Consider the following 25,949-nt stretch of genomic DNA (forward strand, 5'->3'; position numbering starts at 1 on the left):
AAAAGGTTATTGCATTTTCTTTAAAAGAACCCGTAACGCATTTTCTGATAACTTTGTATCTTTAAAATTGATATCCCATCAATTAAATTGGTCCATGATACAGTAATATACATTTTTTTATTCATTTAAAGAGGTTCGAGTTTTGGTCTACATTGAGCGATTGATTCTCACTCTCTGGTGTACAACTGATCAGAAATATTAAACAAATTAATATCAATTAGGGATTGTATCGTTTTTTGAAAAAATATGAGCATAAAAACGAAATTCAGTAACTGCAAAAAAACCAGCCCCCGCAGACAGCTGGTAGGCCGACTGCAGGACAGAAGGAAGAAAAAATAAAAGGTAAGCAACAAAGATCAGATGCTACGGCGAGAGAAATCCTTCGGTCGGAAACCTAGCAAAGCCAGCATGGCGAAATAACTGCCGGCACCAGCGATCACCACCACCGACAAGCGCAGCAAACGCAGCGTCATGCTGCCCTGCTCCCAGGCGGGCATCCACATACATAACGCGATCAATACCAACGACATGATCACTACCGCCATTACCAGTTTAACCAGAAACGCCGTCCAACCCGGTTGAGGTTGAAAGATGCGCTGGCACCGCAACTGCCAGAACAATAGGCCAGCGTTAATGCAAGATGCCAGGCCAATCGATAGCGACAATCCGGCATGTTGCAGCGGGCCGATAAATATCAGGTTCATCAGTTGGGTCATCACTAGGGTTGCCACACCAATTTTCACTGGCGTTTTAATATCCTGCCGTGCGTAAAACCCCGGCACCAGCACTTTTACCAGGATCAGCCCCATCAGCCCGATGGAGTAAGCCACTAACGCACGCTGAGTCATCATGGCATCAAACGCACTAAATTTACCGTATTGAAACAACACCACGGTCAATGGTTTAGCCAGCAGCCCCAGCGCGACTGTCGCCGGCAATGCCAGCAAAAAGCAGAGTCGCAACCCCCAGTCCAGCAACCGGGAATACTCCTGCTGATTACCGCTGGCAACACTTTTCGACAGCGACGGCAGCAGAATGGTCCCCAACGCCACGCCCAACACGCCGGACGGAAACTCCATCAACCGATCAGCATAATACATCCAGGACACGGCTCCCTGGCTGAGAAACGATGCAAAGATGGTGTTGATGATCAAGGAAATCTGGCTAACCGACACGCCAAGAATCGCGGGTGCCATCAGCTTCATCACCCGGCTAACACTGGGGTCACGAAATTTGATGCGCGGCAGCACCAACATGCCGATTTTTTTCAGATGCGGCAGTTGGTAGCCCAGTTGCAGTATCCCGCCAGCCACTACAGCCCACCCCAGCGCCATCACCGGCGGGTCAAACCAACGAACACCCAGCAACGCAAAACCAATCATGCTGATGTTCAATAACGTAGGGGCAAACGCGGGTACCGAAAAACGGTTCCAGGTGTTGAGAACCGATCCTACCATCGACGTCAGCGAAATCAGCAGAATATAAGGAAAGGTCACTCGCAACAGCGCCGATGTCAGTTCAAAGCGCTCTGGCGTCGAGGCAAACCCTGGCGCAGTCACCATGATCACCCACGGAGCCGCGACCATGCCGGCAGCCGTCACCAGCGCCAGTATCAACGTCAGCATCCCGGCGACATACGCCAGAAAGGTCCGGGTCGCCTCCTCGCCTTGTTGACTTTTATACTCTGCGAGAATCGGCACAAACGCCTGAGAAAATGCGCCTTCGGCAAAAATACGCCGCAACAGATTCGGTAATTTGAACGCCACAAAAAACGCATCGGTCGCCATGCCTGCGCCAAATACACGAGCGACGATAGCATCGCGCACAAAACCCAGCACACGAGAAAGCAAGGTCATGGAACTGACCGCAGCCAGTGATTTCAGTAAATTCATTCAGTTATTCTGACTATGGAAGAGAGAGAGGCATGGCGGGGAAAATCGGCTCAGCCGCCATTCTGGCTATCGCGGCACACAGCCTAGTCGATTGCACCGCCAATAGCCACTATGGATATCTGATGCATCTGATGGTCGCTGTTTTTTTCAGCATTCTCTTAATAACATCTCAATCAGACGTTGCGCGTACAGTGCCTGATCACCGGAAGTCAACGGCGGCGAGTGCGAGACTACCGCATCAATGAAATGCCGAACTGCCCCCACAAAACCACGCTGTTCCAGCGTACTCTGCCAGGATGGCGTCGGATGCAACAGCACCATGCCGTTGCGCTCCTCACGCCATTCCCGCAAATTGTCCACCTGATACCAACCGCCATCATTAACCAGTTGTACACTTTCACGCTGACTACCTGCCTGGCGATGCATACTGGTTGTAATCACCCCATGCGAAGTCCGGAACTGGTGTTCGGCATAAACCAGTTGCCCCTGAAGATTACAACGTATCCGTCCACCACATAGCGCAGTTGGCAAATCCGGCGTTTGCGCCAGCCACAACGCGGTGTCCACCACATGCAAATAGTCATCCAGCAAGGTAAACGCCAGCGGCTGAGGCCCGATGTTATCGACACGATGCTTTTCCATGCGCAGGCTATCCGCAGAGGGCTGCACCTGCCGGAGTCGCTGATAAAGCGGCGCAAAGCGACGGTTGAAGCCCACCATCAGCAGTAAATCATGACGAGCCGCCAGCGCCACCAGTTCTTCCGCCTGCGTCAACGTTTCCGCCAGCGGCTTATCCACATAGACGTGTTTACCGGCCAACAACAGCGTTTTGACCACTTCATAATGGCTGGCGGTACTGCTGTGCACAAACACGGCATCACACTGGCTGATCAACATCTCCAGAGAGGAAAAACAAGTCATACGATACTGCTGACACAGTTGCCGGGCACGCTCTTGCCCCGGCGACCAGGCACCTGCCAGTTGCCAATATTCCGCCTGTGATAAAATCGGCAAATAGGCCTTACGGGCAATATCCCCCAGACCCACCACACCAATGCGCACGAGTTTCATGCTGTTGCTCCTGAACGATGCTATGCGGACAGCCGTCAGGCAAGACGCGCCTGTAATGCGGCAAGTTGCGCTCGCAATTCGGCCACGTCACTTTCCAGTACGGAAACCCGTGCGGCCAGTTCACCATCAACCGATTCATCGCTCAGCGCCGGCGGCACAATATCCGCCACCTCGCCGCTAAACAAATGCATAAAACGACTCTCGCGCTTGCCTGGCTCCCGTGCCAACCGCACCACAAACGGCCCATCTTCACGCTGTTGCAAGCACTGCAACACGTTCTCAACCTCTTCCATATCGGCAAATTCGTACAAGCGAGCTGCTCTGGTGCGAAGCTCGCCTGGCGTCTGTGCGCCACGCAGCAACAAGATGGTCACCAGCGCCACTTCAGCTGGAGAAAACTTCAGGTCGCCAAATTCGGAATTGCAGAAGCGGTGTTCATATTTCATCACCCGGTTGCCAAAGCCGCTAACAGTACGTAGAAAATGCCGCCTGACCAGCAGGTCCAGCGTTTGTTGTACCTCGCTTTCGGTCAATTCCATGACCGGCTCGCGGTTGGTTTTCTGATTACAGGCCGCGGTCAGCCCATTCAACGACATCGGGTATTGCTCCGGCGTGGTAACCTGCTTTTCCAGCAAGCATCCGATTATCCGCGCCTCACGTAGCGTCAATTGGTATTTCATGGCACGTCCTCATTCAGCCGCGCTCAACGCATCGGCGTCCATTCATTATTAGTCAGGGCGGTCAGCACGTGATCCTGCCATTTGCCGTCAATCAGCAAGTAATTTTTGGCGTAACCTTCTTTTTCGAACCCAAGCCTGGCCAGCAGGTCGCCGCTGCGCTGATTGTGCGGCATATAATTAGCCATAATGCGATGCATATGCTGCTGACGTTGCATGTAACGCAGCGCCGACTGCAACGCCTCGTACATCATCCCTTGCCCCTGCCATTTTTCACCCAGTGAATAACCAAGGTAACAGGCATGAAAGGAGCCGCGCAGCACATTGCTGAAATTGGCTACGCCGCGTACCTCGGTTTCATCCGGGTCCAGCAGCAAAAAATAGTAGGCGCTACCCTGTTTGTGCATATCGCAGATCACGCTCAGCCGCGCCTGCCAACCAGAAGGATAACAGTGGCTGGCATCGCGCACCGGTTCCCAGGGTTTCAAAAAATCACGGTTTTCCGCGTAATACTCAGCCAGACGCCAGGCATCGCGTTCGTGCGCCAGCCGGACCACCAGTCGATCCGTGGTCAGACGGACCCTGGGTGTCGTTGAGCGATAGCCAAACATGCCTTCCCCCTCAGGTGACGAATTATCGATGAATAAATTTTATTAATGCGCTCAACACCAACACGGCGAGCGCCATAACAGGGTAAATAACCAATAGCACTTACTATAACCACATAAATTCCATAGCGTAAAATCATGACCGCTGAGTTATTGCACAATCGACACGCTACACCGACTTTTTTTCGTAAATTGTTCGTCAGATAACAGTTGAACGATAAAAAAATTTATTAGCAGGATCCTCTATCGTAATAATCCAATCGACGAGAGAATAGACAAGCTATATCGCTTTCTTTAATTTCCTCTTTCCTCGTGGTGAAACATGTCATTAATGACGCAGGCTCGTAGCCTGGGCAAATATTTTCTGCTACTGGATAACATGCTGGTAATCCTGGGTTTCTTTGTGGTATTCCCGCTGATTTCTATCCGTTTTATCGATCAAATGGGCTGGGCGGCACTCACGGTCGGGTTCGCGCTCGGTCTGCGTCAACTCACCCAGCAGGGACTCGGCATTTTCGGTGGCGCCATTGCCGACCGGTTTGGCGCCAAACCGATGATCGTTACCGGTATGTTGCTGCGCGCCTCCGGTTTCGTATTTATGGCGCTGGCTACTACGCCACTGATGCTGATGCTCTCCTGCGTGCTGTCGGCGTTGGGCGGTACGCTGTTCGAACCGCCGCGCACAGCCATGGTCATCAAACTCACGCGTCCGCACGAGCGCAGTCGTTTTTTCTCACTATTAATGATGCAGGACAACGCCGGTGCGGTGCTCGGCGCACTGATCGGCAGTTGGCTGATGCAATATAATTTTTCGGTGGTGTGCTGGGCAGGTGCGGCCGTTTTCGTACTGGCCGCCGTACTGAACGCTCTGCTGCTGCCCGCCTATCGCATTTCTACCATTCGCACCCCCATTCTCGAAGGCATGATGCGGGTAATGCGTGACAGACGTTTTGTCGTCTATGTACTGACGCTGACCGGTTATTTCATGCTGGGCGTACAGGTACTGTTGATGATGCCTATCATGGTTAACGAGCTGGCGGGCACGCCATCTGCCGTCAAGTGGATGTACGCCATTGAAGCAGCGCTATCGTTAACGTTGCTTTACCCTATCGCCCGCTGGAGCGAAAAACGCTTTCGTCTGGAACAACGGCTCTTATTCGGGCTGTTCATTATGACCCTGAGCCTGATTCCGATGGGCATGGTCACCAGCCTGCCGTGGTTGCTGGGTTTGATCGGCTTGTTTTATATCGGTTCCATCATCGCCGAACCGGCACGGGAAACGTTAGGTGCGTCACTGTCGGATGCACGCGCCCGCGGCAGCTATATGGGGTTTAGCCGAATGGGGCTGGCACTGGGCGGTGCATTCGGTTACAGCGGGGGCGGCTGGTTGTTTGATACCGGAAAAGCGCTCGGTCAACCCGCCTTACCCTGGTGTATGCTGGGTATCATCGGCATGTTGACCATGGCCGCCCTATACTGGCAATTCCACATGAAGCGTATCGAACCGGCCATGCTGCGCGAGCATTGATCAAATACGATTAGCCTGCATATCGTCTGGGGGCATCATGTCCCCCCTTTTACCTTCACTTTCCAGATGTTACGGCACAGATTGTTCATGGACGAACCCGTGCTGACGGTGGATAATCCCGCTCGACATCATCATCACGGCAGCGCCTGATCAGGCGCAGTTCAACCTAAGGAGTTCCAGTATGAAACTGTTTGTCTATGAACATTGTCCTTTCTGCGTAAAAGCACGCATGATTTTCGGCCTGAAACAGTTGCCGGTGGAGCTGCATGTGTTGTCCAACGATGACGAAACCACGCCCATCTCGATGGTCGGTCAGAAAATGGTGCCGATTCTGCAAAAAGAGGATGGCAGCTACATGCCGGAAAGTCTGGATATCGTGAAATACGTTGACGAACTGGACGGAAAACCGGTACTGACCGGCGCAACCAACCCAGCTATCGAGACCTGGATTCGTCGCGTATATGAATATGCACCGCGACTGCTGATTCCCCGTTTCTCTCGTGCCGACTTCAAAGAGTTCGCCACCGAAGCGGGTCGTAATTACTTTATCCACAAAAAAGAAGGGCAAATCGGTAGCTTCGACACTCACTTCAGCCAGACGGCAGAGTTGATAAGTCAGTTAGAAAGTGACTTGCAAGCGCTGGCGCCGCTGATTGTCTCGCCGCAGGCGTGCAACGGTGCGTTGTCACTCGATGACATTAACCTGTTCGCCCTGCTGCGCTCACTGACTATCGTGGCTGATGTCAATGTCCCGTCGGCTATCGCGGCCTACTGCAACACCCTGTCTCAGAACGCCAACGTTGATCTGCTGATCGAACAGGCGCAATAACCGCTTGTTGCCGCCGCCCGACGGCGGCGTTTAGGTCTATTCTGATTGGCGATATCAGCGGAATAGCGCACCCTGCCGGCATTCCTCGCCCGGCGAGGTAATCACATAAAACAAGAGGTTATAATAATGAGAAAATCGGGACTGGCCGTTCTGGCGCTACTGGGCACATTACTGGTGAGCGGTTGCAATCAACTGGCGCAATACAGCCTGAGTGAGCAACAAATCAATCAGTATTTGCAACAGCATAATGACTACCAGAAGCAGTTAGGCGTTCCCGGCGTGGTGGATGCGCAGATTACACTGACCGAACTGAGCAGCCAGATTGGTCGCGCAGAACCCGGCAAAGTGACGCTGAGTGGTAACGCCAAAGTCGATATCAGCTCACTGCTAGGTAAACAGCAGGCAGACATGAAGTTGACGCTCAAAGCGCAGCCGATATTCAGCAAAGACGAGGGTGCCATCTACCTGAAAGACATGGAACTGGTGAATTACAGCGTTCAGCCGGAGAAACTACAAACGGTGCTGCAAACGCTGGCACCCTACCTTAATCAGTCGTTGAAAAGCTACTTCGATCAGAAACCTGCCTATGTGCTAAATCCGGAGCACAGCAGCAAAGAAGCTCTGGCGAAAAAACTGGCCAAAGGGATTGAAGTGAAACCCGGTCAACTGGTTATTATGCTGACCGATTAAGAAAAAACGGGTGGCGTTCGCCACCTGTTGCTCAATCTTCAGACGCTTAGTTATCCGTCTCGTTGTCTTCCGCTTCTGCCAGTTCATCCCGCATTGCTTCCAGCGCTTCACGGCAAATAATCGCCAGCGTACGATAAAATGCGGTGGTGGCGTGACTTTCTACCTTGCCCAGAAAGCGATCACTCCACGGCAACAAATAGCTATCGAAAAACGCCGACTGCGCCGCCGTTTCATCTTCCTGCGCCTGATCTTCCAGCCAGGATGCCGCAAGCAGTAAAGCGCCAAAGTGATCCACCGGTCCCTCACCCAACGGCATACCGCGCTGTTGCAAAAATGCACGGACTTCAGTTTCCTGAGCAGTCGGTTCCCAACCAGAGCGCCATGGCGACACCGACGGTTGTGCACCGAACAAGGCCTCATAATCAGCGCTCATCGCCGGTAAATCGATACTGCGCTGCCAGCGAGCCATCAGCTCGTCCTGCGCCAGCGGCCATTGCTGCGCCAGCTTGCCTTGCGCAATCAGATTAAACAGTGGTGCCAGCAACGGATCCTGCGGCGAACGGTTAAACAGCGTGCCGAGAATACGGCACACCACGGAAAATTCATTCATCTCATCAACCTGTAAAAGACATGACAGCGCAATTAAGTGACAACGTCACAAATCCGCAAATTCTGGGATCGCGGGTTTCCCGCGCCGTTCCAGAAAATCCAGCACCCGGCGAGGGCTGACATTCAACACGCGATCCTGCGGAAAATCAACGTCCCGTAGGATACGGTCACAATGTGGAAACTCGCCGAGCGACCAGGCGATATGCGAATCTGACCCCAGCGCCAGATAACCGCCAGCCTCACGCACGGCTTCGGCCACCGCACGGCAATTCGGCTCGCTGCCTTTACGGGAATGAGTAAAAGACGAATTATTCAGCTCCAGCGCCACGTTGTATTTGGCTGCGGCTTGCGCAACTGCGCGGATATCAATCGGGAATTTCGGATTTCCAGGATGGCTGATGATGTGCACCGACCCTTGTGCCATTGCCGCAATCATCGCTTCGGTATGGGTATCACGATCTGCCGGAGGAAACACCGGCTCATGGAAACCAGCGATAACCAAATCCATGCAATCCAGCATCGGCCCGGTACAGTCAATATCACCTGCCAGATTCTTAATGTTGGCTTCAATGCCACGCAAGATACCGATGCCGTCCACTACCCTTGGCCAGACACGCATATTAATAAAATGCCAGTAATGCGGTGCATCTGCCATATCCGGGCCATGATCGGTAATGGCAAACAAACGAATCTGTTTGATTTTGGCTTCAGCCACATAGTCATGCAGGGTGCTATAGGCGTGGGTACTGGCGACAGTGTGCATGTGTAAATCAACGGGATACATGGTTTCTCCTGACTCGGCATTGATAAGCCAGCATACCATTTATCCCGCACCAACACAGCCGAGACATCAGAATGACAACCATAAATCAACAAAAATTAAACACATCTGGCATCGCAATAATACAAATACCCAGTGCCAGTGGACCGGGCTGGCGAGTAAAACAGCAAATTGCGTCAGGTTTAGCTAAGCACACGTTTTTATGAAAGAAGTGTGTTGACGCTGCAGTGGATTTTCCCTACAGTAGCGCCCCGTTGCCCCTGATGGCGACGACCCGGTGAGGTGTCCGAGTGGCTGAAGGAGCACGCCTGGAAAGTGTGTATACGTGAAAACGTATCGAGGGTTCGAATCCCTCCCTCACCGCCAGATTTAAACAAAATCAAATAACTAAACATATATTTTGATTTTGACCTGCAAAAAATAATGCAAAAAAGGTTCGCTCAGGCGGACTTTTTTGTGTGTAAAACCCAGCAATTGACCTTCTCCCTGAACACAGCTTGAACAGCCTTCTCATATCTCAATGGATTTTTAACTATCGAATACAAAACGTAGAAAATTATCTGCTTAAATGGGGACAATAACGAGCCAATATTTTTTCTGATCTACGCCAAACCGTGTCTGGCAGGTGATTATGTACCAGAAACAGTTTTACTGTTTGAATCAACATCAATCAGACTCGAAATTATTGCAGTTAACTTATCAATATGAAAATGATGCATAAAAAAATCTCAAAGAGCTTCTTTTATCTATCAGAAATTTTTCCATTGCTGGTAAAGACCATCAATATCTCCAGATGTTAAAAAATACATCATAGCTTTTAACTGTTCTTCCGACCAATCCCACCATTTCATTTCGATAAGCATTGATATATGCCTATCATCAAAACGTTTCCGAATGATTTTTGCTGGATTACCTCCGACGATGGAGTAAGGTTCAACATCCCGTGTGACCAGAGCTCTGGTTCCTATTACAGCACCATCCCCAACTTTTATACCAGGCATTATAATAGCTTCGGAACCGATCCAGACATCATTCCCAATTATAGTATCACCAGATGGAACATAACCATTATTGGCCGCCTCAAATTCTGTTGTATCAGGTACCCAGTAAAAGGGAAAGGTACTGATCCAGTCCGGTCTATGCCCTTGATTACCAGACATGATAAACGCAGCACCAGAACCAATCGAACAAAAACTGCCGATAATTAATTTATCTACACCTTCATCAGGAATAAGATAACGAGCACACTCGTTAAAATCATGCTCGTGATAATAACCAGAGTAGTAACTATAACGCCCAACAATAATGTTAGGGTTTGTTGTCTGCTTGTCTAATGGAATCGTTTTAAATGGGCTTTCAAAAAAATTATTCATATTCAACCAATCCAAAAAAAATATACATACGATATATTATATGTCGCATGTAGATTACTTCAAATTCACAATCTGTTTCCAAAAATCATTCAGGACGTGATAAGCACATCAGTATACATTAAGGAATTGATTAAAATATAAAAATAGCCCTCCAAGATCACCACAAAATTTTTTAGACATCAAAAAACACTTTAAACAACTTAAATAATAGATCATCATAATCAGGAAATCTCTTCAGAAAAGTTAAAAAATAAGAAATTACATTTATGAAAATTTTTCATGCCCATGGGGGATAACATAAAAAATATAAATAGGAGTGTAGCCCCTCCGGTTTTTAGTACCACCGTCAGTGAGTATTTCCGGCCAGTTTTTGCCTCGCATAGATAATCGGTGGTATATCACTCAGAGAGCTATACGGGCGTTCTTCGTTATATTCCGTACGCCAGTCCTCTGTTCGTTCGCGTACTTCAAACAACGTTCTGAACAGATACATATCAAGTATTTCTGTGCGTAGTGTTTTGTTAAATTGCTCAATAAATCCGCTCTGCCTTGACTGAGCAGGCTGAATAAAATCGGAGTATCACATCATGAAGTTCTGCCCATCCAGCTAACGTGCCTGCCTTTTTCGATACAATTTAACACGTTGATATAATGAATTTTTAATGAATTTATCAGCAAAAATTTGACATTCCACATTTTTTATTTATATAGACTACCATTGCCACACTGGCATCAATCAGATATTGCAGCTATATTTCACCCGGATTTGTGCTCTAAAAGCAATAAGACTACCGTAGGATTTTGACTTGCTATTTTTCGTCGTCCAACCCGGAGACGACAAACTTGTATCTGTGAAAATATTAATAAACTCAACAGGAGAAATGTATGAACAAAGTCTGTTCGTTACTAACTGGTCTGGCATTAGCAACAAGTATGATGACAAGCCCCTCTGTGCAGGCAAAAGGCCAGGCGGGAGTATTTGATTCCTACCTGCTGACATTATCCTGGTCACCCACATTTTGCCTGACACACGCTGGTAATGAGCAATGCACCAAAGGATATGGCTTTGTACTTCACGGTTTGTGGCCACAATATGCCAATGGAGGCTGGCCGCAGGACTGTCCGCCAATTACTGCGCTCACGGCTCAGGAACGCAAATACGGCAATACCCTGTTTCCTACTAATACCTTACTGACTCACGAGTGGGAAAAACACGGCACCTGCAGCGGGCTGGGCGCGACTGGCTATCTGCAAGCAGCGGATAAGGCAGTGACTCGTGTGAACATTCCGGCCAGTTTCAATGCTCCGACCAAACCGTTACAAATGACAGCAGAGCAGATTCTGACCGCATTTCGCCAGAATAACCCGTCAATACCTCAGGGGGGAATTGCCGCTATCTGTAGCGGCCCGGAATTATCCGAAATTAGAGTGTGTATGGACAAAAATCTGAATTTTCAGTCCTGCAATAAAGCGGTAAAAACTCAGTGTCGTGACGGAAATATACGTATACCTAACGTTCGCTAATCCTCATTATGGAATTAAGCACCGCGTTAACCGATTATTTAAGCTTATCTTTAAGCACGCTTATGTCAATTACTGTCGAAACATCGAATAACAATAATTACTTTTGTGAAGATTTCAATTAACTTTATTCTATATGTGAAATTTCACTGTGATTGTAAACCACCATGATGTTCGGTTGGACGTATCCATTCACCCAGTGCAGGTATGACGACATGTTCTTGTTTTCACCCCAGGATAGCACCTACACCAAAATGTTGTGTCAGTTCGAATTTCAAGCACAACAGGAAGGGATTACCCGTCAAACGATGGCCGCCGCGGTGGTATTTCGGGGCGGCATACTGCTGGTGCGCCGCAGCGCCAATGACCCATTTCTACCCGGCCACTGGGAGATCCCAGGCGGCGGTCGAGAGCCTGGCGACCATAACCTGCTTGCCACCCTGATGCGGGAATTACAGGAAGAGACTGGCCTACGATTACGTTATATTCGCCATTATTTGGGTTTTTTTGATTATGTAGCCCCCATTAACGAGAAGATACGGCAGTGGAATTTTCTGGTCGATGTGATGCAAGAAGAAATATGTCTTAACGAAGACGAACACGATGCCTGGCAAATTGTACGTCAGCCTTCAGATATTCCCGAAGACTTCGCCATCAGCGAAGAAAGCCGTTTTGTGGTTAATACTGCAATAAAAATGCTGTGACAAATGAGAGTAACGCTGGGGATAGATATCAGGCCCCACTATATCGGGGGCCTGAATAAGATTTACACCAACTGTCCGAGAGACGCGGGTTCAAATCCTTTGAGGGTATCCAACTCCTTGCGCCGGACTTTCGCCGCCCAGTTCGGGTCAGTCAGCAGTACGCGGCCTACCGCTATCAAATCAAACTCATCGCGTTCCATACGCTCCAGTAGCTTATCCAGACCTTCCGGACTAGAGCCTTTTCCGGCAAAAGCGCCGAAGAACTCATCCGACAGCCCGACAGACCCTACGCTAATCGTGGCAGCGCCGGTCACCTTCTTGGCCCAGCCAGCAAAGTTCAACCCATCTTCGCCATCCACATCCGGGAATTCCGGCTCCCAGAAACGACGCTGAGAACAGTGCAATATATCCACACCGGCGGATACCAACGGTGCCAGCCAATCTTCCAGCGCCAGCGGCGTGGGTGCTAAACGAGCGCTATAGTCTTGTTGCTTCCACTGGCTGACGCGTAAAATCAGTGGGAAATCCGGGCCTACTGCGTCACGGACACTCTTCACCACCTCGGCGGCAAAGCGTGCGCGCTGTTTGAGTGTTGCCCCCCCGAACACATCGGTGCGCAGATTCGTCTCCCCCCAAAAGAACTGGTCGATCAGGTATCCATGCGCACCATGCAGCTCCAGCGTATCAAACCCCAGACGTTTCGCATCAGCGGCAGCGCGGGCAAAGGCGGAAATCGTATCGGCAATGTCTTCATCGGTCATGGCGTGACCACGTTCAGCCTCCGGTGAGAACAGGCCAGACGGGCTTTCAATATAATCAGGCTCCCAATCCACGCCTTTAAGTGGCGCTGAGCCGACATGCCATATCTGCGGCCCCATCTTGCCGCCAGCGGCGTGAACGTCGTTAATCACGTTTTGCCAACCTGCTAACGCACGTTCGCCATGAAAGAATGGAATGCCAGGATGATTGCGCGAACCAGGGCGGTCCACTACGGTGCCTTCCGACAAAATCAACCCTACCTCGCCTTCCGCCCGACGGCGATAGTACGCAGCAATATCATTGCCCGGAATACCGTCAGGGGCGAAAGTACGGGTCATTGGCTCCATCACAATACGGTTTTTTAATTCCAGTGTTTTTAACGTAAAAGGACGGAATAAAACATCAATATTGGCCATGTAATCATCTCCTTGGGCATGAATCCGTGATGGTATACACTGTAAACCTGGTGTCAATCAGGCACATTAATGCTACCAGGTAGCCTAAAGGAAACCACTATGCTGAAATCCTGTGCATCCCCTTATTCTCATGCCCGGTGCCCCAGCCGTTTTCTGTTGGAGCAAATCGCTGATAAATGGTCAGTGTTGGTGCTGGGTGCGTTATGCGAAAAACCGCTGCGTTTCAACGAAATCAAACGTAGTCTGGAAGGCATCACGCAAAAGGCGTTGACGCAGTGCCTGCGTAAACTGGAGCGCAACGGTATTGTAGAACGCCGGGTACTCACTTTTTCGCCGATTGCAGTGGAATATCACATCACGCCGCTCGGACACTCCTTGAAAGAACCGTTTCAGGCACTTTACCGCTGGACGGTAGAATACCTGCCTCAGGTAACACAGGCGCGAGAACTCTTCGATCAACGGCTGGATGAACAAGCCAGAGCGATGTCCGACGTCAACGCCTAATGGCCCTTAACCTACGGACACCGTTTTTACTCGCTATTATTCAGGACACGGTAAACGACAGCATCATGCCGGTGTCTTCATGTTCCAACAAATGGCAGTGCGCCATGAACGCCCGTTCTTTCGGCGCCAGGTGATTGAACTGCACCAGTACCTCGCTGCGTGCGCCTTCCACATGCACAATATCTTTCCATCCACGCCGATGTTCTGCGGGTGGTTTGCCATTTTCGGACAGAATGCGAAAACGAGCACCGTGAATATGAAAAGGATGCAGCATCATGTCGCCTTGACCGGAAATGCTCCACACTTCGAGGTCGCCGCGTTTAACGTCAAACATCGGTTGACCCATCTGAAACGCCGCGCCATTGATACGATTGGCAGACAGAATATCCAGTGGCGTCGGTCCCGTCTTATGCCTCATGTCACCATGATCCATATTGCCATGATTCATGTTACCGTGGTTCATCCCGTTATGGCTCATGCCCACGCCAGACGACGACACCGGCATTCCTCCGCCAGGCGATTGCAGCATTTCATGCATTGCACCATGTCCTGCCATGTCCATGCCAGCCATCGCCTGCATACCATAACGCTGCATTAATGCCTGCATTCCCAGCCTATCGAGCTGCGGGTCCATCGTCAGTTGTAACTGGCGTGTTTTCAATGTCGAGGTGGATGGCAGTGCCGGCAAGGTTGCCAATATTTCCGGTAGTGATCCAGTACCGGGTTGACTGGTGGGCTGAATGCGCAACACCGGCAAAGGCTGATCAAAGGGTGGCAAGCTCATTCCCATTTGCATGACCGGCAGCGTTACCATATCGAACGCCTTACCGTCACGCGCATCCACCACCACTTCAAAGCGTTCCCCCATCAGCACCGTCAATGCGCTGACACGCACCGGTTCGGCCAATAAACCGCCGTCGCTACCAGTCACATAGAGCGGACGACCATCGCTGGCAGCCAGAGTCAACGACCGCGCGTTGCACCCGTTCAGAACTCGCAGGCGCAGCCACCCACGCGGTGCGTTATGTTGCGGATAGCGAACACCGTTAGTCAGCATCAGGTCGCCAAACCAGCCGACCGCCGCCGACATCACATCCAGTTGATAATCAATCTGCCCTTTGGCATCCAGCTGTTTGTCCTGCAGAATCAACGGAATATCATCCACGCCCCATTGAGAAGGCAACGGCAACGCCCGACTGGCCGCATCCTGAATCAGGATCAACCCGCCCAACCCCATAGCTACCTGACGGCCAGTCACTCCGTGGGTATGTGGGTGAAACCATGCCGTCGCTGCCGGCTGTTCTACCCGAAACGCCGTACTCCATGTTTTTCCTGGTGCGATCTCCACTTGCGGACCGCCGTCGGCGTTACCAGGAATCTCCAGCCCATGCCAGTGCAACGTCGTCGTTTCCGGCAAGGTATTAGTGACGTTGAGCGTTACCTCCTGCCCTTGCTCAAGTTGCAATGCCGGTCCCAGAAATCCGCCGTTGATGCCCCAGGTGACGGTTTCTATTCCCGCTAACCAGCGCATACTCCCGGTCTGTAATTTCAGGGCGATATTGCCGCTCGCATCCGGTGCCAGCAATGGCGGCACCGGCAAAGTCGGACGTTCGTCGGCCCAGGCAGAACGGCTCCACCAGGGCATCAGACTGGATGCACCCAGCACAGCGCTCAATTTGATAAACTCGCGACGTCGCATACGTTCTTCCTCAGGCAGATATCATTCATAAAATTGATTGATCATGACTGGCAGACTGCACCTTCCAGTAACAGGAAGGTCAAGTATTTTTATTTCATTTCAATGATGTATTTTCAGACTGTAAATATACAGTTCCGGCAGCACCTGAATCCGTCACCATGATAATAAAAAGATTATTTTAATAATCAGCCAATTTTACACTCTGCATCATTTTTAACTAAGACCACTCTGATTTTCTTCTGACATATTTCATCCTTGATATCTCATTGTGATAATAATGCTTTAAATAATGTCACTATCAGTGATATAGCGAGATAAAAATGAATCGTCCCTTTGTTTCTGCCTTACTATTAGAAATAGCGCCCACATTAGGCATCCGGATAGAGCTTGAACCAGAATTCGGTTTTGTTGGCGAAATAATATTTCCTAATGAAAAGATACATTTATTCAAAAATAGAAATCTCAATCTTAACTCCTCTGCATCATCGGATATCGCTAACGACAAATCCTACACGAACTATTTTTTACGCAAAAAAGGGTTCAATGTACCGCAGGGGAAAACGTTCTTTTCGGAAAGATTAAATAAGAATTTGTATCAGGAAAACAGAAGGGGCATTGAAGAAGCCAAACAATTTGCCGAATCACTCGGACTTCCCGTTTTTGTCAAACCCAACGATCTTAGTCAGGGCGCGTGGGTAACCAAAGTCTATGATACGCCATCAATGGATGTAATCTGTAACCATATTTTTTCCCGTACGGATGTGTTGCTGGTAGAGCAAGTGTGTCCAGGTCGGGACTATCGGGTTGTTGTACTGGGCGAAACCATAATCTCGGCATATGAACGCATCCCACTGGCCGTTGCTGGTGATGGCGTCCGAACTATCCAGCAGTTGTTGCTTGATGCGCAACATACTCAGCCTTTGCATGGACGCCCCAACAGCGAGATTGACCCTGATGATCCGCGCATTGATATCAAACTGGCTAATCTGGGTTTAAATCGAGAATCGATTCTGCCTGCAGGGCAGAAAACATTTCTTCTGGATAATGCGAATCTCTCCACCGGCGGAACGTCGATGGATGTTACCAATAGCATCCATAAAAGTTTTGCGTCTTTGGCAATAGCTGCTACTGCGTCATTAGGACTATGTGTCGCTGGCGTGGATATCATATGCCATGATTTATGTACAGACGCAGCCACACAATCATGGAATATTATCGAAATCAATGCTGCACCGGGTTTAGATAATTATGCAGCATCGGGAGCAGAGCAACGGGAACGCGTGAAAGAGCTTTACAGGCGAATTCTGCTACAGCTCCAAAAAGGAAACACCATAACACAGTATTAATCGCATCAATAACAATCGAATTAAAACCTTAATCCCAAGACCCCCCGTGATTAATCACGGGGGGTCTTCCTTTCATGCTTCAGAATCGAAACCCGAATTATTTAGATGCGTCAAGCGTGAATAATTCTAACGCTTACTCAGTATTGCTTTCGTCAGTATTCCTTTCGCCCTAACCAGCGCTCTTTCAGGATGCTGCCACGTATGCCGATATCCAGTAACGGACGTGGCGGAATAAAGTTAGGTTTTCCCAGCGCCTGCATCTCGGCAATCAACGGATTATCGACACCGGTCGCCAAATCCGCCAGTGTGCTACCTGCAATGGTCTGCTTGGAAATGCCTGCACCGTTGCACCCTACTGCCGCATATAGATTATCACCATATTTTCCCCAGCCCGGCGCCCCATTACGGGTGACGCTAATCATGCCAGACCAGGTATGAGCGACCGGCACATCGTCCAGTTGTGGGAAGCGGGACAGAAAGATCGCCCGATGTTGCCGTGTAATCTCTGCGGTGTAGCGCGACGTGACAGTGTAACCCGGAACATAAATCACATGCTGACGAATCAGGAACCGGTGATCACGCGTGTAGCGCAGCGTCGCCCCCGCGATAGCATTAGCGGGCGTCATCCCCCACTCGTCAATCTGGCCAATGCGCTGTTGCTGTTCCGCCGTCAGCGGTTCGGTAAGGGTGGCAAACGTTGACAGCCCCACCACCTGACGGGAAAACATCGGCAGTTGCCGGGCACAACCGTTAGTCGCCACCATGACATGCCTTGCCTGCACCTCGCCGTAAGGCGTGCGAGCGCGAACTGTGTGACCCGGTTGGATCTCCAGCACCGGCGAACGCTCATACAACGTGACATTATCAGGCAGATTATCCGCCAAGCCCCGCACCAGCGCCGCCGGATTGAGCAACACGCTATTCGGCGTGTGAATCGCCGCATGGTAATAAGGCGTGCCCAGTTGCTGAGCCAATGCCTCTCCCTGCAATAACTGGTAGGGTTCTGACAACGCCTGCAATTCATGCGCGTACTGTTCAAGTAATCCTGCCAGTTCAGGTCGGACGATACAGTGATACTTGCCGCGACGACTCCAGTCACACCCGATATGATAACGCGCAATCAGCGATTCCAGCTGCTCCAGCCCGGCGTGCAACAAACGGCGATAATTAGCAGCTTTTTCCAGTTCCGCAGTCGAACTGCCGATATTATGCGGCAAATCAATGGCAAAACCGGAATTACGCGCAGACGCGCTGTCATCCAGCTCAACGGCATCCAGCACCACCACGTGTTCATGCGGACGGTTTTCCGCTATCCGGCGAGCAAACGCCAGCCCGGCATATCCTGCGCCAATCACCAGCCAATCAGCGGCAATCGTCTGGCGCAGCGCCGGTGTTGCCTCTCGTGGCGGCAACATCGCCGACCAGCCGTTACTATTGGCATCCAGTGGTAGTGCGTTGATATTCAATTTATTCTTCCTGATACAGATATATTGTCCGACAGCGGCCCGGTTTCCTAATGCTGTCAAAGAAAAATCGGGCTGTATCACACAGCCCGAATAAATGAGAAAAGGAGACTACGGCGTCGGCAGGATAGCTTTCGTTTCGCCACCAAACCCGCGTAGCCCCACCACATGCACGTGCTCGTGGTTCTGGAACACTTTTCGCACCAGCTTGTAGGTGGTGCCTTTCTCCGGGCTGATGTTCTCCGGCGCAGCGATAATCAGCTGCATTTCCAGGCGTTCGCATAGCTCGAACAAGGTGGCGATGGATTTGGCGTCAAGGCGCGCCGCTTCATCGAGAAACAGCAGACGGCATGGTGAGATATCCTTGCCACGCAAACGACGCGACTCCTCTTCCCAGCTCTGAACCACCATCACCAGAATCGACATCCCGGTACCGATAGCCTCACCCGTGGACAACGCCCCGCTCTCGGCGCGCAGCCAGCCGTCAGCACCACGGTTGACTTCCACTTCCATCTCCAGATAGTTGCGGTAGTCCAGCAGCTCTTCACCGATAGTCTGCGGCGTGCGTTGTCCCATGTCGATCTGTGGGTTAAGGCGCTGATACAGCTTCGCCAGCGCTTCAGAGAAGGTCAGGCGAGTGCTGTTGAACAGATCCTGATGCATCTCCTGCTGCTCAGACAACACAGTCAGCAGCGTGGTGTGAGTTTCGCGTACGTTAACATTTAGCCGCACGCTCTTAACCTGACCAAACGCCACCGACTGTAGCCCCTGGTTGAGCATACGGATACGGTTCTGCTCGCGCTGAATGGTCTTGCGGATGATGTTCGCCACGCTGCGGGAACTGATCGCCAGCGTCTTCTCACGGGCAGTCAACTCTTCGGTCAGCCGGTTCAGCTCGATCTCCATCTGTTCGATGGCTTCCACCGGGTCATCGGTGCGAATAATATCCTGACGGATACGCTCACGCAGATGCTGATACACCGCGATGTAGAACTGGACTTTGCGCTCTGGTCGTTTCGGATCTTCCGACATGCGCAGCACGTCGCGCAGGTGTTCGTTGTCCGCCACCGCCTGACGCAACGCTCCCAATGCCTTATCCGACATCGAGCGCAGTTCGTCGCCACTCATGTACGCCAGCTCACGACGATGCAGACGGCGTTCAACGCCATTGTCTTTCACCAGCCGCATTACCGCGCACCAGCCCGCCTTGGCGGTAACCACCTGTTCACGCATCACATGGTAGTCGCGCTCCAGTTTGCGCAATTTCTTCTGCAAGCTATCCATTTCCGCTTCACAGAAAGTGATCTGTTTCTCCAGTTGATTGCGCCGGGCACGATTGGCGCTCAGGGCGGCGTGCAGCTCATCACGACGCGTCCGGGCGCGGGCTTCAGCGTCAGCATCGGCACGTACGCCGATATCCGACAGTTCCTGCGTCAGCTCTTTGAGCATGTCGCGTTTGGCGTCGTAAGAACTTTTCAGCGATGCCTGCAACTGGCTGTACTGGGTCAGTTGCGCCTGCTGCTGTCGCAGTTGTTCGCGGGCACGGGTACGTTCCTGCTCTGCCTGTTCCAGCCGCTGACGCAGTTTATCGTTGAGATCGGCATTGGCGTTCAACATGCCTGCCGAGTCGGTGTAGCTGAAATGGGCGCGGCGCTGCACCACCTCGGTCAGGGCGAATGCCTGCTGTTTGGCAGCACGCTGGGCTGACTGCGCCTGCGCATAATCTTCACGCATCTGCTCGTGTTGTTGCGGATCGTTCTGCAACACCGACGCCAACGGCTCCAGTTTCACCAGCGACGCTCCGTGCTGCTGCATGAAACGAGCCGCCTCTTCGGCTTCATCCAGTTCTTCGCGCAGTTCTTCCACCCGATCAGCCAGTGCATCGTCACACAACAGGCTGATGCGCGGAATCAGGCGGTTGAGCATACCGGCCTGCTCTTTCGCTTGCTCATACTGCTGGCGCTGCTGCTGATTTTCGTTATCGAAATTGCTGATGGCGCGTTCCAGCTCGCCGCGACGAGTGCTGATCTGGCGAATTTCCGCTTCCGGATCAGCGTCAAATGCCACCGCTAAATGGCTGCCGATAAAGCGGCTGAACGCCTGATGCAGGCGCTGAATCTTCTGTACATCAAACGATAGCGTGGCGTATTGCTCGGACAGTTGCTCACGCTCTTCACGCAAACTCTCCAGACGCTGCTCACGGGCGGCCCGGCCAAACAACGGCACCTCCGGGAAACGTGAGTAGCGCCACTGCCGATCAGCGATTTTCACTACCACCGCTTTTTCCAGCTCTTCCACCTCGAACACGCTGTCGTCGAACGATTGCGGATCGCCCTCAATCAGGTAGAGGTCTTCCGGGCAATCGTCCAGACCAGCCAGTTGTTCACGCACCAGCGACAAATCCGCCACCACAATGGCGTGACGTGACGGGCCGTATAACGCGGAGAAGTACGGTGCGTCATCCAGCGTGACATCATCATAGATTTCAGATAACAACACCCCGCCAAACCGCTCCGCCAGCGCATTAAGCCTAGGGTCTTCGGAGCCGCCCGGCTGACTCAGGCGCTCAATCTGCTCATCCACCTGCTGCTTACGCACCGCCACACTGTCGCGCTCCACCGTGGTTTCACGCTCACGCTCCAGCAGTTGCTGCATGAATTCGGTGACCTGTTGGCTATCAGCAAAATTTTCGCCGCTCTGTTCACCTAGCTGGGTCAGGGCTTCCTGCGCCGCCAGCCATACCGGTGCACGGGTGGTCAGTTGCGCAATCCGCTGCTGGATCTGTTCCAGCTCCTGACGCAGCGCCAGACGGTGCTCACCAGCCTCCGACACACGGACGGATAAATCCTCGATACGCGCTTCCAGCTCCTGTTGCAGGTCGTCGAGGTCTTCCGGCTGATAATCCTGACCGCTACGCTTGATGAATTCCTGCAACAAACGCTCGGCGTCTTGTTGTTCGCGCCGACGCTGTTCCAATTCCGACAACCGCATACGCAGCGGTTGCACCTGTTCAGCCAGATAGCGTTGGGAAGAACTATCGCGCAACAGATCACGGGCAACGTCCCAGGCTTCACTGCGGCTAACGGCGCCAGCAATGCGGCACACCAACTGATAAGCCTGCTCGAACTGACTATTGGCGGCATCTGCCACGCTCAGCTTTTGCTCCAGCATCAGCAGCAATTCTGTCGCTTCCTGCTCTTTGGCCTGGAAGCTATCAAGCCACTCATCGGCGTTATCCGCCGTCAGTTCAGGTACCTGGCACAAGCTGCGAGCGCGCTCCAGCGCTTGTTGTGCCTGCTGGTACTGAATCGCACGCGTTTGCTGCACATCCAGCGCCTGCTGGTAATCGGCCAGTTGGCTCTTCAGCTCGTCTACTTCCTGCTCGGCGGCATCAGCACGGGCTTCATTCTCTTCGAGTTGATCGCGCGCTTCTTCCACCACCTCGTTTTGTTCTTCCAGCCGGTAGCTCAGCTCTTCCAGGTCAGCGTTGTAACGCTCGATTTTCTCCTGCTGGCGCATCGCGGTCTGCACCAGATTGAGGTGATCGCTGGCGGCTTGATAATCGGTTTCCAGATCGCTTTCAGCACCGCTCTGCTCTTGCAGTTCGCGCGCCATTTCCACATGGCGAGTCTGCTCGGTGATCAACTGTTTGCGGCTGGCAAACAATTCGCGTCGCAACGACAGCGCACCATCCAGATGGATGCGTCGCTCATTGGCGTGACGCATGTAATCCGCTGCCACATAAGACGTCGCTTCGGAAATCAGGTGCTTGAACAGGTCGCGGTCCGACTGGGTAACGCGAATCGCTTCCAGCGTCATGCGGTTTTCACGCAGCGCCGCTTCCATATCCTGAAAGGCTTTGCGCACCCCGCTGTTTTCCGGCAACAGATAATCGCGCAGCGAGCGGGTAATCGCGCTGGAAATCCCGCCGTACAGCGAGGCTTCGATCAAGCGGTAGAACTTGCTGCGGTCCGATGCCGAACGCAGGCGTCTGGGCACCACGCCCAGATCAAACATCAGCGAGTGGTAATCGGTGATGGAATTGAACTGCTTGAACTGAACGCCTTCGTACTCATCGAGCCTGTCTTTCACTTCCTGCAACGACAGTACGCGTGCCTGCCGCTCACCCACCGTCTGAGTGAGAATTTGCGTCGGCGAGACAGCGACAGGCAACCCCTGAATGGTAAAGGGTTTGATATCGACCTTGCGGTCACGCCCGGCGACCTGCTGCAAGCGAACCCCAACCAGCACGCGCTGATGACGGGAGTTCACCACGTCCAGCACCGAGTAACACACACCAGCGCGCAGCTTGCCGTGCAACCCTTTGTCGCGGGAACCGCTGGTCGCGCCCGCTTCCGTGGTATTACGGAAATGCAGCAACGTCAAATCCGGGATCAGCGCAGTAATAAACGCCGCCATGGTAGTGGATTTCCCGGCGCCGTTGCCCCCGGACAAGGTAGTGACCAGTTCGTCCAAATCAAAGGTGCGGGCAAAGAAACCGTTCCAGTTAACCAGCGTCAGTGAGCGAAATTTACCGCGTTCAATCATTCCTGTTCATCCTCAGCTCGTTGCTCATCACTGGAAGGGGTATCGCTGTCATCGCTATCATCCAGTGACAGGCTGCCATCCACCGGCATGGCTTCGCCATCACGGATCATTCTCAGTTGCGCTTCGCGCGGATCATCGCCGCTGCGCACATCAGCGCCGAAACGGAACACCGCCTCGGTAATGCGGAATTTGCTGCTGTCTGCCCCCATGAAATAGATCATGCCGAGACGGCGCAGCCGGTTAAGCGAGGTGCGAACTTTCTCCTGCAATTTCTGCCGGTCAAGGTCCGAGCCGGTAGAGCGCTGGTTCACCAGCTTCAGCAGTTTATTTTCGTCCGCCAGACTCAGCAGTTCCTCATACAGCTCCTGTTGGCTGAAAATACCCTCATGCGCCAGTCGTTCAGGGCTGAGATAGAGATAACAGAGGATTTTACCCACCATCATGTCCAGTTCGGACAACACCGAACGCGGGATAAGCGTAGTGGAGCGCGGTCTTAGGTAGAAAAAACCTTCCGGCGCACGAATCAGCTCCACATTGTAACGACCGTAGAACTGTTCCAGTTCATCCTGAAAATCCATCAGGAAGACATGATTCTCCAGCTCTTCCACGCCAATGTGACGCCCGGCGCGCAACTGGCTGTCCAGCGCCGGAAATAAGGTGTTGGACAGCGCGGTCATCAGCCGGGCGGAAATGTGTTGATCAATATTTGTCGATGACATGGGCCTGCACCTTGGCTCCGTAATCATTGATTGCCTGCCACAGCGCAGGCAATCCGGTGAAATCAGCTTCGGCCACGCCCAGGCGAACCGCCTGGTCGACCACGATTCGGGCAACATCGAAATGCTGCGAGCGCGGATACTGCGTCAGGTATTCCCGCACCACGTCGCCCAAATTAAGCGGTATGTGTTGCTGTTTGTATTTCTGCAGTGCCTGCTCAATCATAGCGGCGATCTGCTCACGAATTTCACTGAAGGCCTCGTACTCCAGATCCGGCGGCAACTCGCCGGTGACCTCTTCAGAACGCAACGCCAGCTCTTCATCGCGCATATCCAGCAGGCGATCGGCATTCGCGTAGGTCAACGCCCATGGCGCATCGAAATAGCTTTGTACCGACTGACGCAACCGCTGGGCAAATACGCGATTCTTATCCATATCGATGGCGGTACGGATGAATTTGTGTACGTGGCGGTCATAGCCGATCCACAAGTCGATACTCTGCTGGCCCCAGCTAATGATGCGGTCGAGTTTGCCTTGCAGGTCAAATACCAGATTATCGACAAACTCCAGCGCCGCCTGACCGAGCGTGGCATCCTGAATGCGCAACAGACTGGTTTGTAGCTTGTCGCCTGCCGCTTCCAGCGTGTCCTGCAATTCACGCAGGGTATCGGACGTTTCGGTCAGTAACTTTTCACAGTTGGAAATAGCCGCACGCCAGTCCTGATTGAGCAGCCCGGCGATATTCTCTTTCACCCCTTGCTGCTGCTCATCCATCACCCGCTGCGACAGATCGATACTGTCGAAAATTTCCGCTACCGAATACTTGAGCGGCGCAAACACGTTACGGTGCCAGTGGAACTCGTCGCCACCCTCTTGCGCGGCTTCCGCCGCGCGCCCCAATTCCTGCGCAACGATTGATAACTGCATCGACAGGCGCAGCGCGGAGAACTCACGCTGGCGAATGTAATAGTCGGTAATGCCGATACCCAGCGGCGTCAAACGGTAAATCGCGTTGCCGTCCGCCAGTTCGCTGGTAAAACGGTTGATCAAACGCTGGCGCACCAAATCATTGATTGCATTATTGGCGCGCACCGGAATGGTTTCATTGGTTTGTTCAAAGCCCTTACTAACATGACGAAAGGCGTCCACCAGTTCCCCTTCGCTCATTTCGCCGTCCATACGCTCGCCATTCAGGGTGGCGATAGCCAGCAAAAACGCCAGACGCTCGGTAGGCAGCGTAATGGCGAAGTCATTTTTTCTCGCCCAGGCAACCAGTTCGGGTACGGTCTGGGAAAAGTCACTCATAATGCATCCTTCATAGGGGGCTTATGCGCCATGACATGCTTGTGTGCCATAACATGAATGTAACGCCCCAGGCTAACAAAGGGCTCCTGCCGACAATACCGCTGTTCCAGCGCCAGCAGCAGGTCAAAATCGTCAATCTGTTGTTGCTTGTTTTGCAGATAGTCATGAAATACCCGGATACCGGTTTTACCGCTCAGTTGCAGCCCCAACTCAGCCAGCCACTGATAGACCTGCGGTGGGTCAAGTGGATGATCCGGCGACAGCGAGCGGCGTTTGCGTTTGGGCATACCGGCGTCCACATAGCCGAAATTGCCCAGCACCATGTTACGCATCACCAACGCCTGATGGTTGTAAAACATCAGCGACAGCGCGCCGCCCGGCGCCAGACAATCGCTCAACGCTCGCAACGCCGCTTGTGGCTCCGCTACCCACTCCAGCACAGCGTGGAACAGAACCAGATCCACCGGCTGCGACAAATGTGCGCCCACATCCTGTGCAGCGCAGCGCACGAAGCGCATGTTATCAGCCACGCCCTGCTCACCCGCCGCCTCACGGGCGCGCGCAATCATCTCATCAGAGAGATCGCACAACAACACCTGATGCCCCAACGCGGCCAAACGGCGGGACATCGGCCCTTCGCCGCCGCCCGCATCCAGAATGCGCAAAGGTCGTGCTGGCAGGCATGTCAGCAGGGTTTCCAGATCCTGCCACAATACCGCCTGACGCAGCCGACCCTTGGTGGTGCCATAAATGTTTCGGGCAAATTTGTCAGCGATATCGTTAAAATTACGATCCTGCATTCCACGGTTCTGCATGATGGGCAATAGCACTACCTAAGCAACTGGTTTTTCTTTGAACCTGACATTCTGTCACAGGCTGGCCTAGAATAAATGGGTCTGAATACCTAAT

At 52.2% G+C, this 25,949-nt stretch carries 21 protein-coding genes, 1 tRNA gene and 1 pseudogene; 8 read left to right on the plus strand and 15 right to left on the minus strand.

Annotated elements, in window-relative coordinates; all coding sequences use genetic code 11:
* Window positions 1-356: 356 nt before the first annotated feature.
* The 4 genes from murJ to rimJ all read right to left on the minus strand — a co-directional run bounded on the left by murJ (window position 357) and on the right by rimJ (window position 4,251).
* A complete protein-coding gene (gene murJ / locus Dpoa569_RS10195) occupies window positions 357-1,892 on the minus strand; it encodes a murein biosynthesis integral membrane protein MurJ (protein ID WP_042870339.1) in 1,536 nt (511 codons plus the stop codon).
* Window positions 1,893-2,039: 147 nt separating this feature from the next.
* The gene (locus Dpoa569_RS10200) at window positions 2,040-2,963 is read right to left on the minus strand and encodes a Gfo/Idh/MocA family protein (protein WP_042870337.1); all 924 of its coding nucleotides are present in this window, start codon (window positions 2,961-2,963) and stop codon (window positions 2,040-2,042) included.
* A gap of 35 nt (window positions 2,964-2,998) precedes the next feature.
* Window positions 2,999-3,643: a YceH family protein gene (locus Dpoa569_RS10205; RefSeq protein ID WP_042870334.1), complete on the minus strand. Its 645-nt coding sequence runs from the start codon at window positions 3,641-3,643 to the stop codon at window positions 2,999-3,001.
* Window positions 3,644-3,666: 23 nt separating this feature from the next.
* Window positions 3,667-4,251, minus strand: coding sequence for a ribosomal protein S5-alanine N-acetyltransferase (gene rimJ, locus Dpoa569_RS10210; RefSeq protein WP_042870332.1), 585 nt, complete (start codon window positions 4,249-4,251; stop codon window positions 3,667-3,669).
* Between the two features lie 319 nt (window positions 4,252-4,570).
* Here rimJ and mdtH point away from each other — a divergent pair, with 319 nt between their 5' ends.
* The 3 genes from mdtH to Dpoa569_RS10225 all read left to right on the plus strand — a co-directional run bounded on the left by mdtH (window position 4,571) and on the right by Dpoa569_RS10225 (window position 7,295).
* On the plus strand, window positions 4,571-5,776 hold the full coding sequence (gene mdtH, locus Dpoa569_RS10215; RefSeq protein ID WP_042870330.1) for a multidrug efflux MFS transporter MdtH: 1,206 nt from the start codon (window positions 4,571-4,573) through the stop codon (window positions 5,774-5,776).
* Between the two features lie 181 nt (window positions 5,777-5,957).
* Complete coding sequence (gene grxB, locus Dpoa569_RS10220; protein ID WP_042870328.1) at window positions 5,958-6,605, plus strand: glutaredoxin 2; 648 nt, start codon at window positions 5,958-5,960, stop codon at window positions 6,603-6,605.
* A gap of 126 nt (window positions 6,606-6,731) precedes the next feature.
* Complete coding sequence (locus tag Dpoa569_RS10225; RefSeq protein ID WP_042870326.1) at window positions 6,732-7,295, plus strand: lipoprotein; 564 nt, start codon at window positions 6,732-6,734, stop codon at window positions 7,293-7,295.
* A 46-nt stretch (window positions 7,296-7,341) separates the two neighbouring features.
* Here the strand turns inward: Dpoa569_RS10225 and Dpoa569_RS10230 are convergent, their stop codons facing one another.
* Both Dpoa569_RS10230 and Dpoa569_RS10235 read right to left on the minus strand, forming a co-directional pair.
* Complete coding sequence (locus Dpoa569_RS10230; protein WP_042870324.1) at window positions 7,342-7,905, minus strand: TorD/DmsD family molecular chaperone; 564 nt, start codon at window positions 7,903-7,905, stop codon at window positions 7,342-7,344.
* Window positions 7,906-7,950: 45 nt separating this feature from the next.
* Window positions 7,951-8,688: a phosphatase gene (locus Dpoa569_RS10235; protein ID WP_042870322.1), complete on the minus strand. Its 738-nt coding sequence runs from the start codon at window positions 8,686-8,688 to the stop codon at window positions 7,951-7,953.
* A gap of 273 nt (window positions 8,689-8,961) precedes the next feature.
* Here Dpoa569_RS10235 and Dpoa569_RS10240 point away from each other — a divergent pair.
* Window positions 8,962-9,051, plus strand: a tRNA-Ser gene (locus Dpoa569_RS10240).
* 383 nt (window positions 9,052-9,434) lie between these two features.
* On the opposite strand, the gene catB is transcribed toward Dpoa569_RS10240, so the two are convergent.
* A complete protein-coding gene (catB, locus tag Dpoa569_RS10245) occupies window positions 9,435-10,058 on the minus strand; it encodes a type B chloramphenicol O-acetyltransferase (protein ID WP_042870321.1) in 624 nt (207 codons plus the stop codon).
* A 346-nt stretch (window positions 10,059-10,404) separates the two neighbouring features.
* Window positions 10,405-10,678 (minus strand): annotated as a pseudogene (locus Dpoa569_RS10250) (integrase core domain-containing protein); the annotation flags it as partial.
* A gap of 265 nt (window positions 10,679-10,943) precedes the next feature.
* Here Dpoa569_RS10250 and Dpoa569_RS10255 point away from each other — a divergent pair.
* Together Dpoa569_RS10255 and Dpoa569_RS10260 are read left to right on the plus strand one after the other, a co-directional pair.
* Window positions 10,944-11,582, plus strand: a complete 639-nt coding sequence (locus Dpoa569_RS10255; RefSeq protein WP_042870318.1) for a ribonuclease T2 family protein — start codon at window positions 10,944-10,946, stop codon at window positions 11,580-11,582.
* Between the two features lie 212 nt (window positions 11,583-11,794).
* Entirely contained in the window at window positions 11,795-12,283 is a 489-nt protein-coding gene (locus Dpoa569_RS10260) for an NUDIX hydrolase (protein WP_042870316.1), read from the plus strand.
* A gap of 62 nt (window positions 12,284-12,345) precedes the next feature.
* Here Dpoa569_RS10260 and Dpoa569_RS10265 read toward each other — a convergent pair whose 3' ends face one another.
* Entirely contained in the window at window positions 12,346-13,458 is a 1,113-nt protein-coding gene (locus Dpoa569_RS10265; RefSeq protein ID WP_042870314.1) for an NADH:flavin oxidoreductase, read from the minus strand.
* Between the two features lie 99 nt (window positions 13,459-13,557).
* Here Dpoa569_RS10265 and Dpoa569_RS10270 point away from each other — a divergent pair, with 99 nt between their 5' ends.
* Entirely contained in the window at window positions 13,558-13,962 is a 405-nt protein-coding gene (locus Dpoa569_RS10270; protein ID WP_227983020.1) for a winged helix-turn-helix transcriptional regulator, read from the plus strand.
* 40 nt (window positions 13,963-14,002) lie between these two features.
* Here Dpoa569_RS10270 and cueO read toward each other — a convergent pair whose 3' ends face one another.
* On the minus strand, window positions 14,003-15,661 hold the full coding sequence (gene cueO, locus Dpoa569_RS10275) for a multicopper oxidase CueO (RefSeq protein WP_042870310.1): 1,659 nt from the start codon (window positions 15,659-15,661) through the stop codon (window positions 14,003-14,005).
* A 320-nt stretch (window positions 15,662-15,981) separates the two neighbouring features.
* On the opposite strand from cueO, the gene Dpoa569_RS10280 reads away from it, so the two are divergent.
* Entirely contained in the window at window positions 15,982-17,007 is a 1,026-nt protein-coding gene (locus tag Dpoa569_RS10280; protein ID WP_042870308.1) for a cyanophycin synthetase, read from the plus strand.
* Between the two features lie 152 nt (window positions 17,008-17,159).
* On the opposite strand, the gene Dpoa569_RS10285 is transcribed toward Dpoa569_RS10280, so the two are convergent.
* From Dpoa569_RS10285 to cmoM, 5 genes are all read right to left on the minus strand, one after another.
* Window positions 17,160-18,473 (minus strand): NAD(P)/FAD-dependent oxidoreductase, encoded by a 1,314-nt coding sequence (locus Dpoa569_RS10285; protein ID WP_042870307.1) that lies wholly within the window; start codon window positions 18,471-18,473, stop codon window positions 17,160-17,162.
* Window positions 18,474-18,581: 108 nt separating this feature from the next.
* The gene (mukB, locus tag Dpoa569_RS10290; RefSeq protein ID WP_042870305.1) at window positions 18,582-23,018 is read right to left on the minus strand and encodes a chromosome partition protein MukB; all 4,437 of its coding nucleotides are present in this window, start codon (window positions 23,016-23,018) and stop codon (window positions 18,582-18,584) included.
* Window positions 23,015-23,737 carry a chromosome partition protein MukE gene (gene mukE / locus Dpoa569_RS10295; RefSeq protein ID WP_042870303.1) on the minus strand — a complete coding sequence of 241 codons (723 nt, stop codon included), beginning with the start codon at window positions 23,735-23,737 and terminating at the stop codon, window positions 23,015-23,017. Before mukE ends, mukB begins: the two co-directional genes overlap by 4 nt.
* The gene (gene mukF / locus Dpoa569_RS10300; protein ID WP_042870301.1) at window positions 23,718-25,040 is read right to left on the minus strand and encodes a chromosome partition protein MukF; all 1,323 of its coding nucleotides are present in this window, start codon (window positions 25,038-25,040) and stop codon (window positions 23,718-23,720) included. Before mukF ends, mukE begins: the two co-directional genes overlap by 20 nt.
* On the minus strand, window positions 25,037-25,840 hold the full coding sequence (gene cmoM / locus Dpoa569_RS10305; RefSeq protein WP_042873894.1) for a tRNA uridine 5-oxyacetic acid(34) methyltransferase CmoM: 804 nt from the start codon (window positions 25,838-25,840) through the stop codon (window positions 25,037-25,039). The genes mukF and cmoM overlap by 4 nt, the downstream gene beginning before the upstream one ends.
* Between the last annotated feature and the right edge of the window lie 109 nt (window positions 25,841-25,949).

It is taken from the genome of Dickeya poaceiphila, from assembly GCF_007858975.2.
Taxonomy (GTDB): domain Bacteria; phylum Pseudomonadota; class Gammaproteobacteria; order Enterobacterales; family Enterobacteriaceae; genus Dickeya; species Dickeya poaceiphila.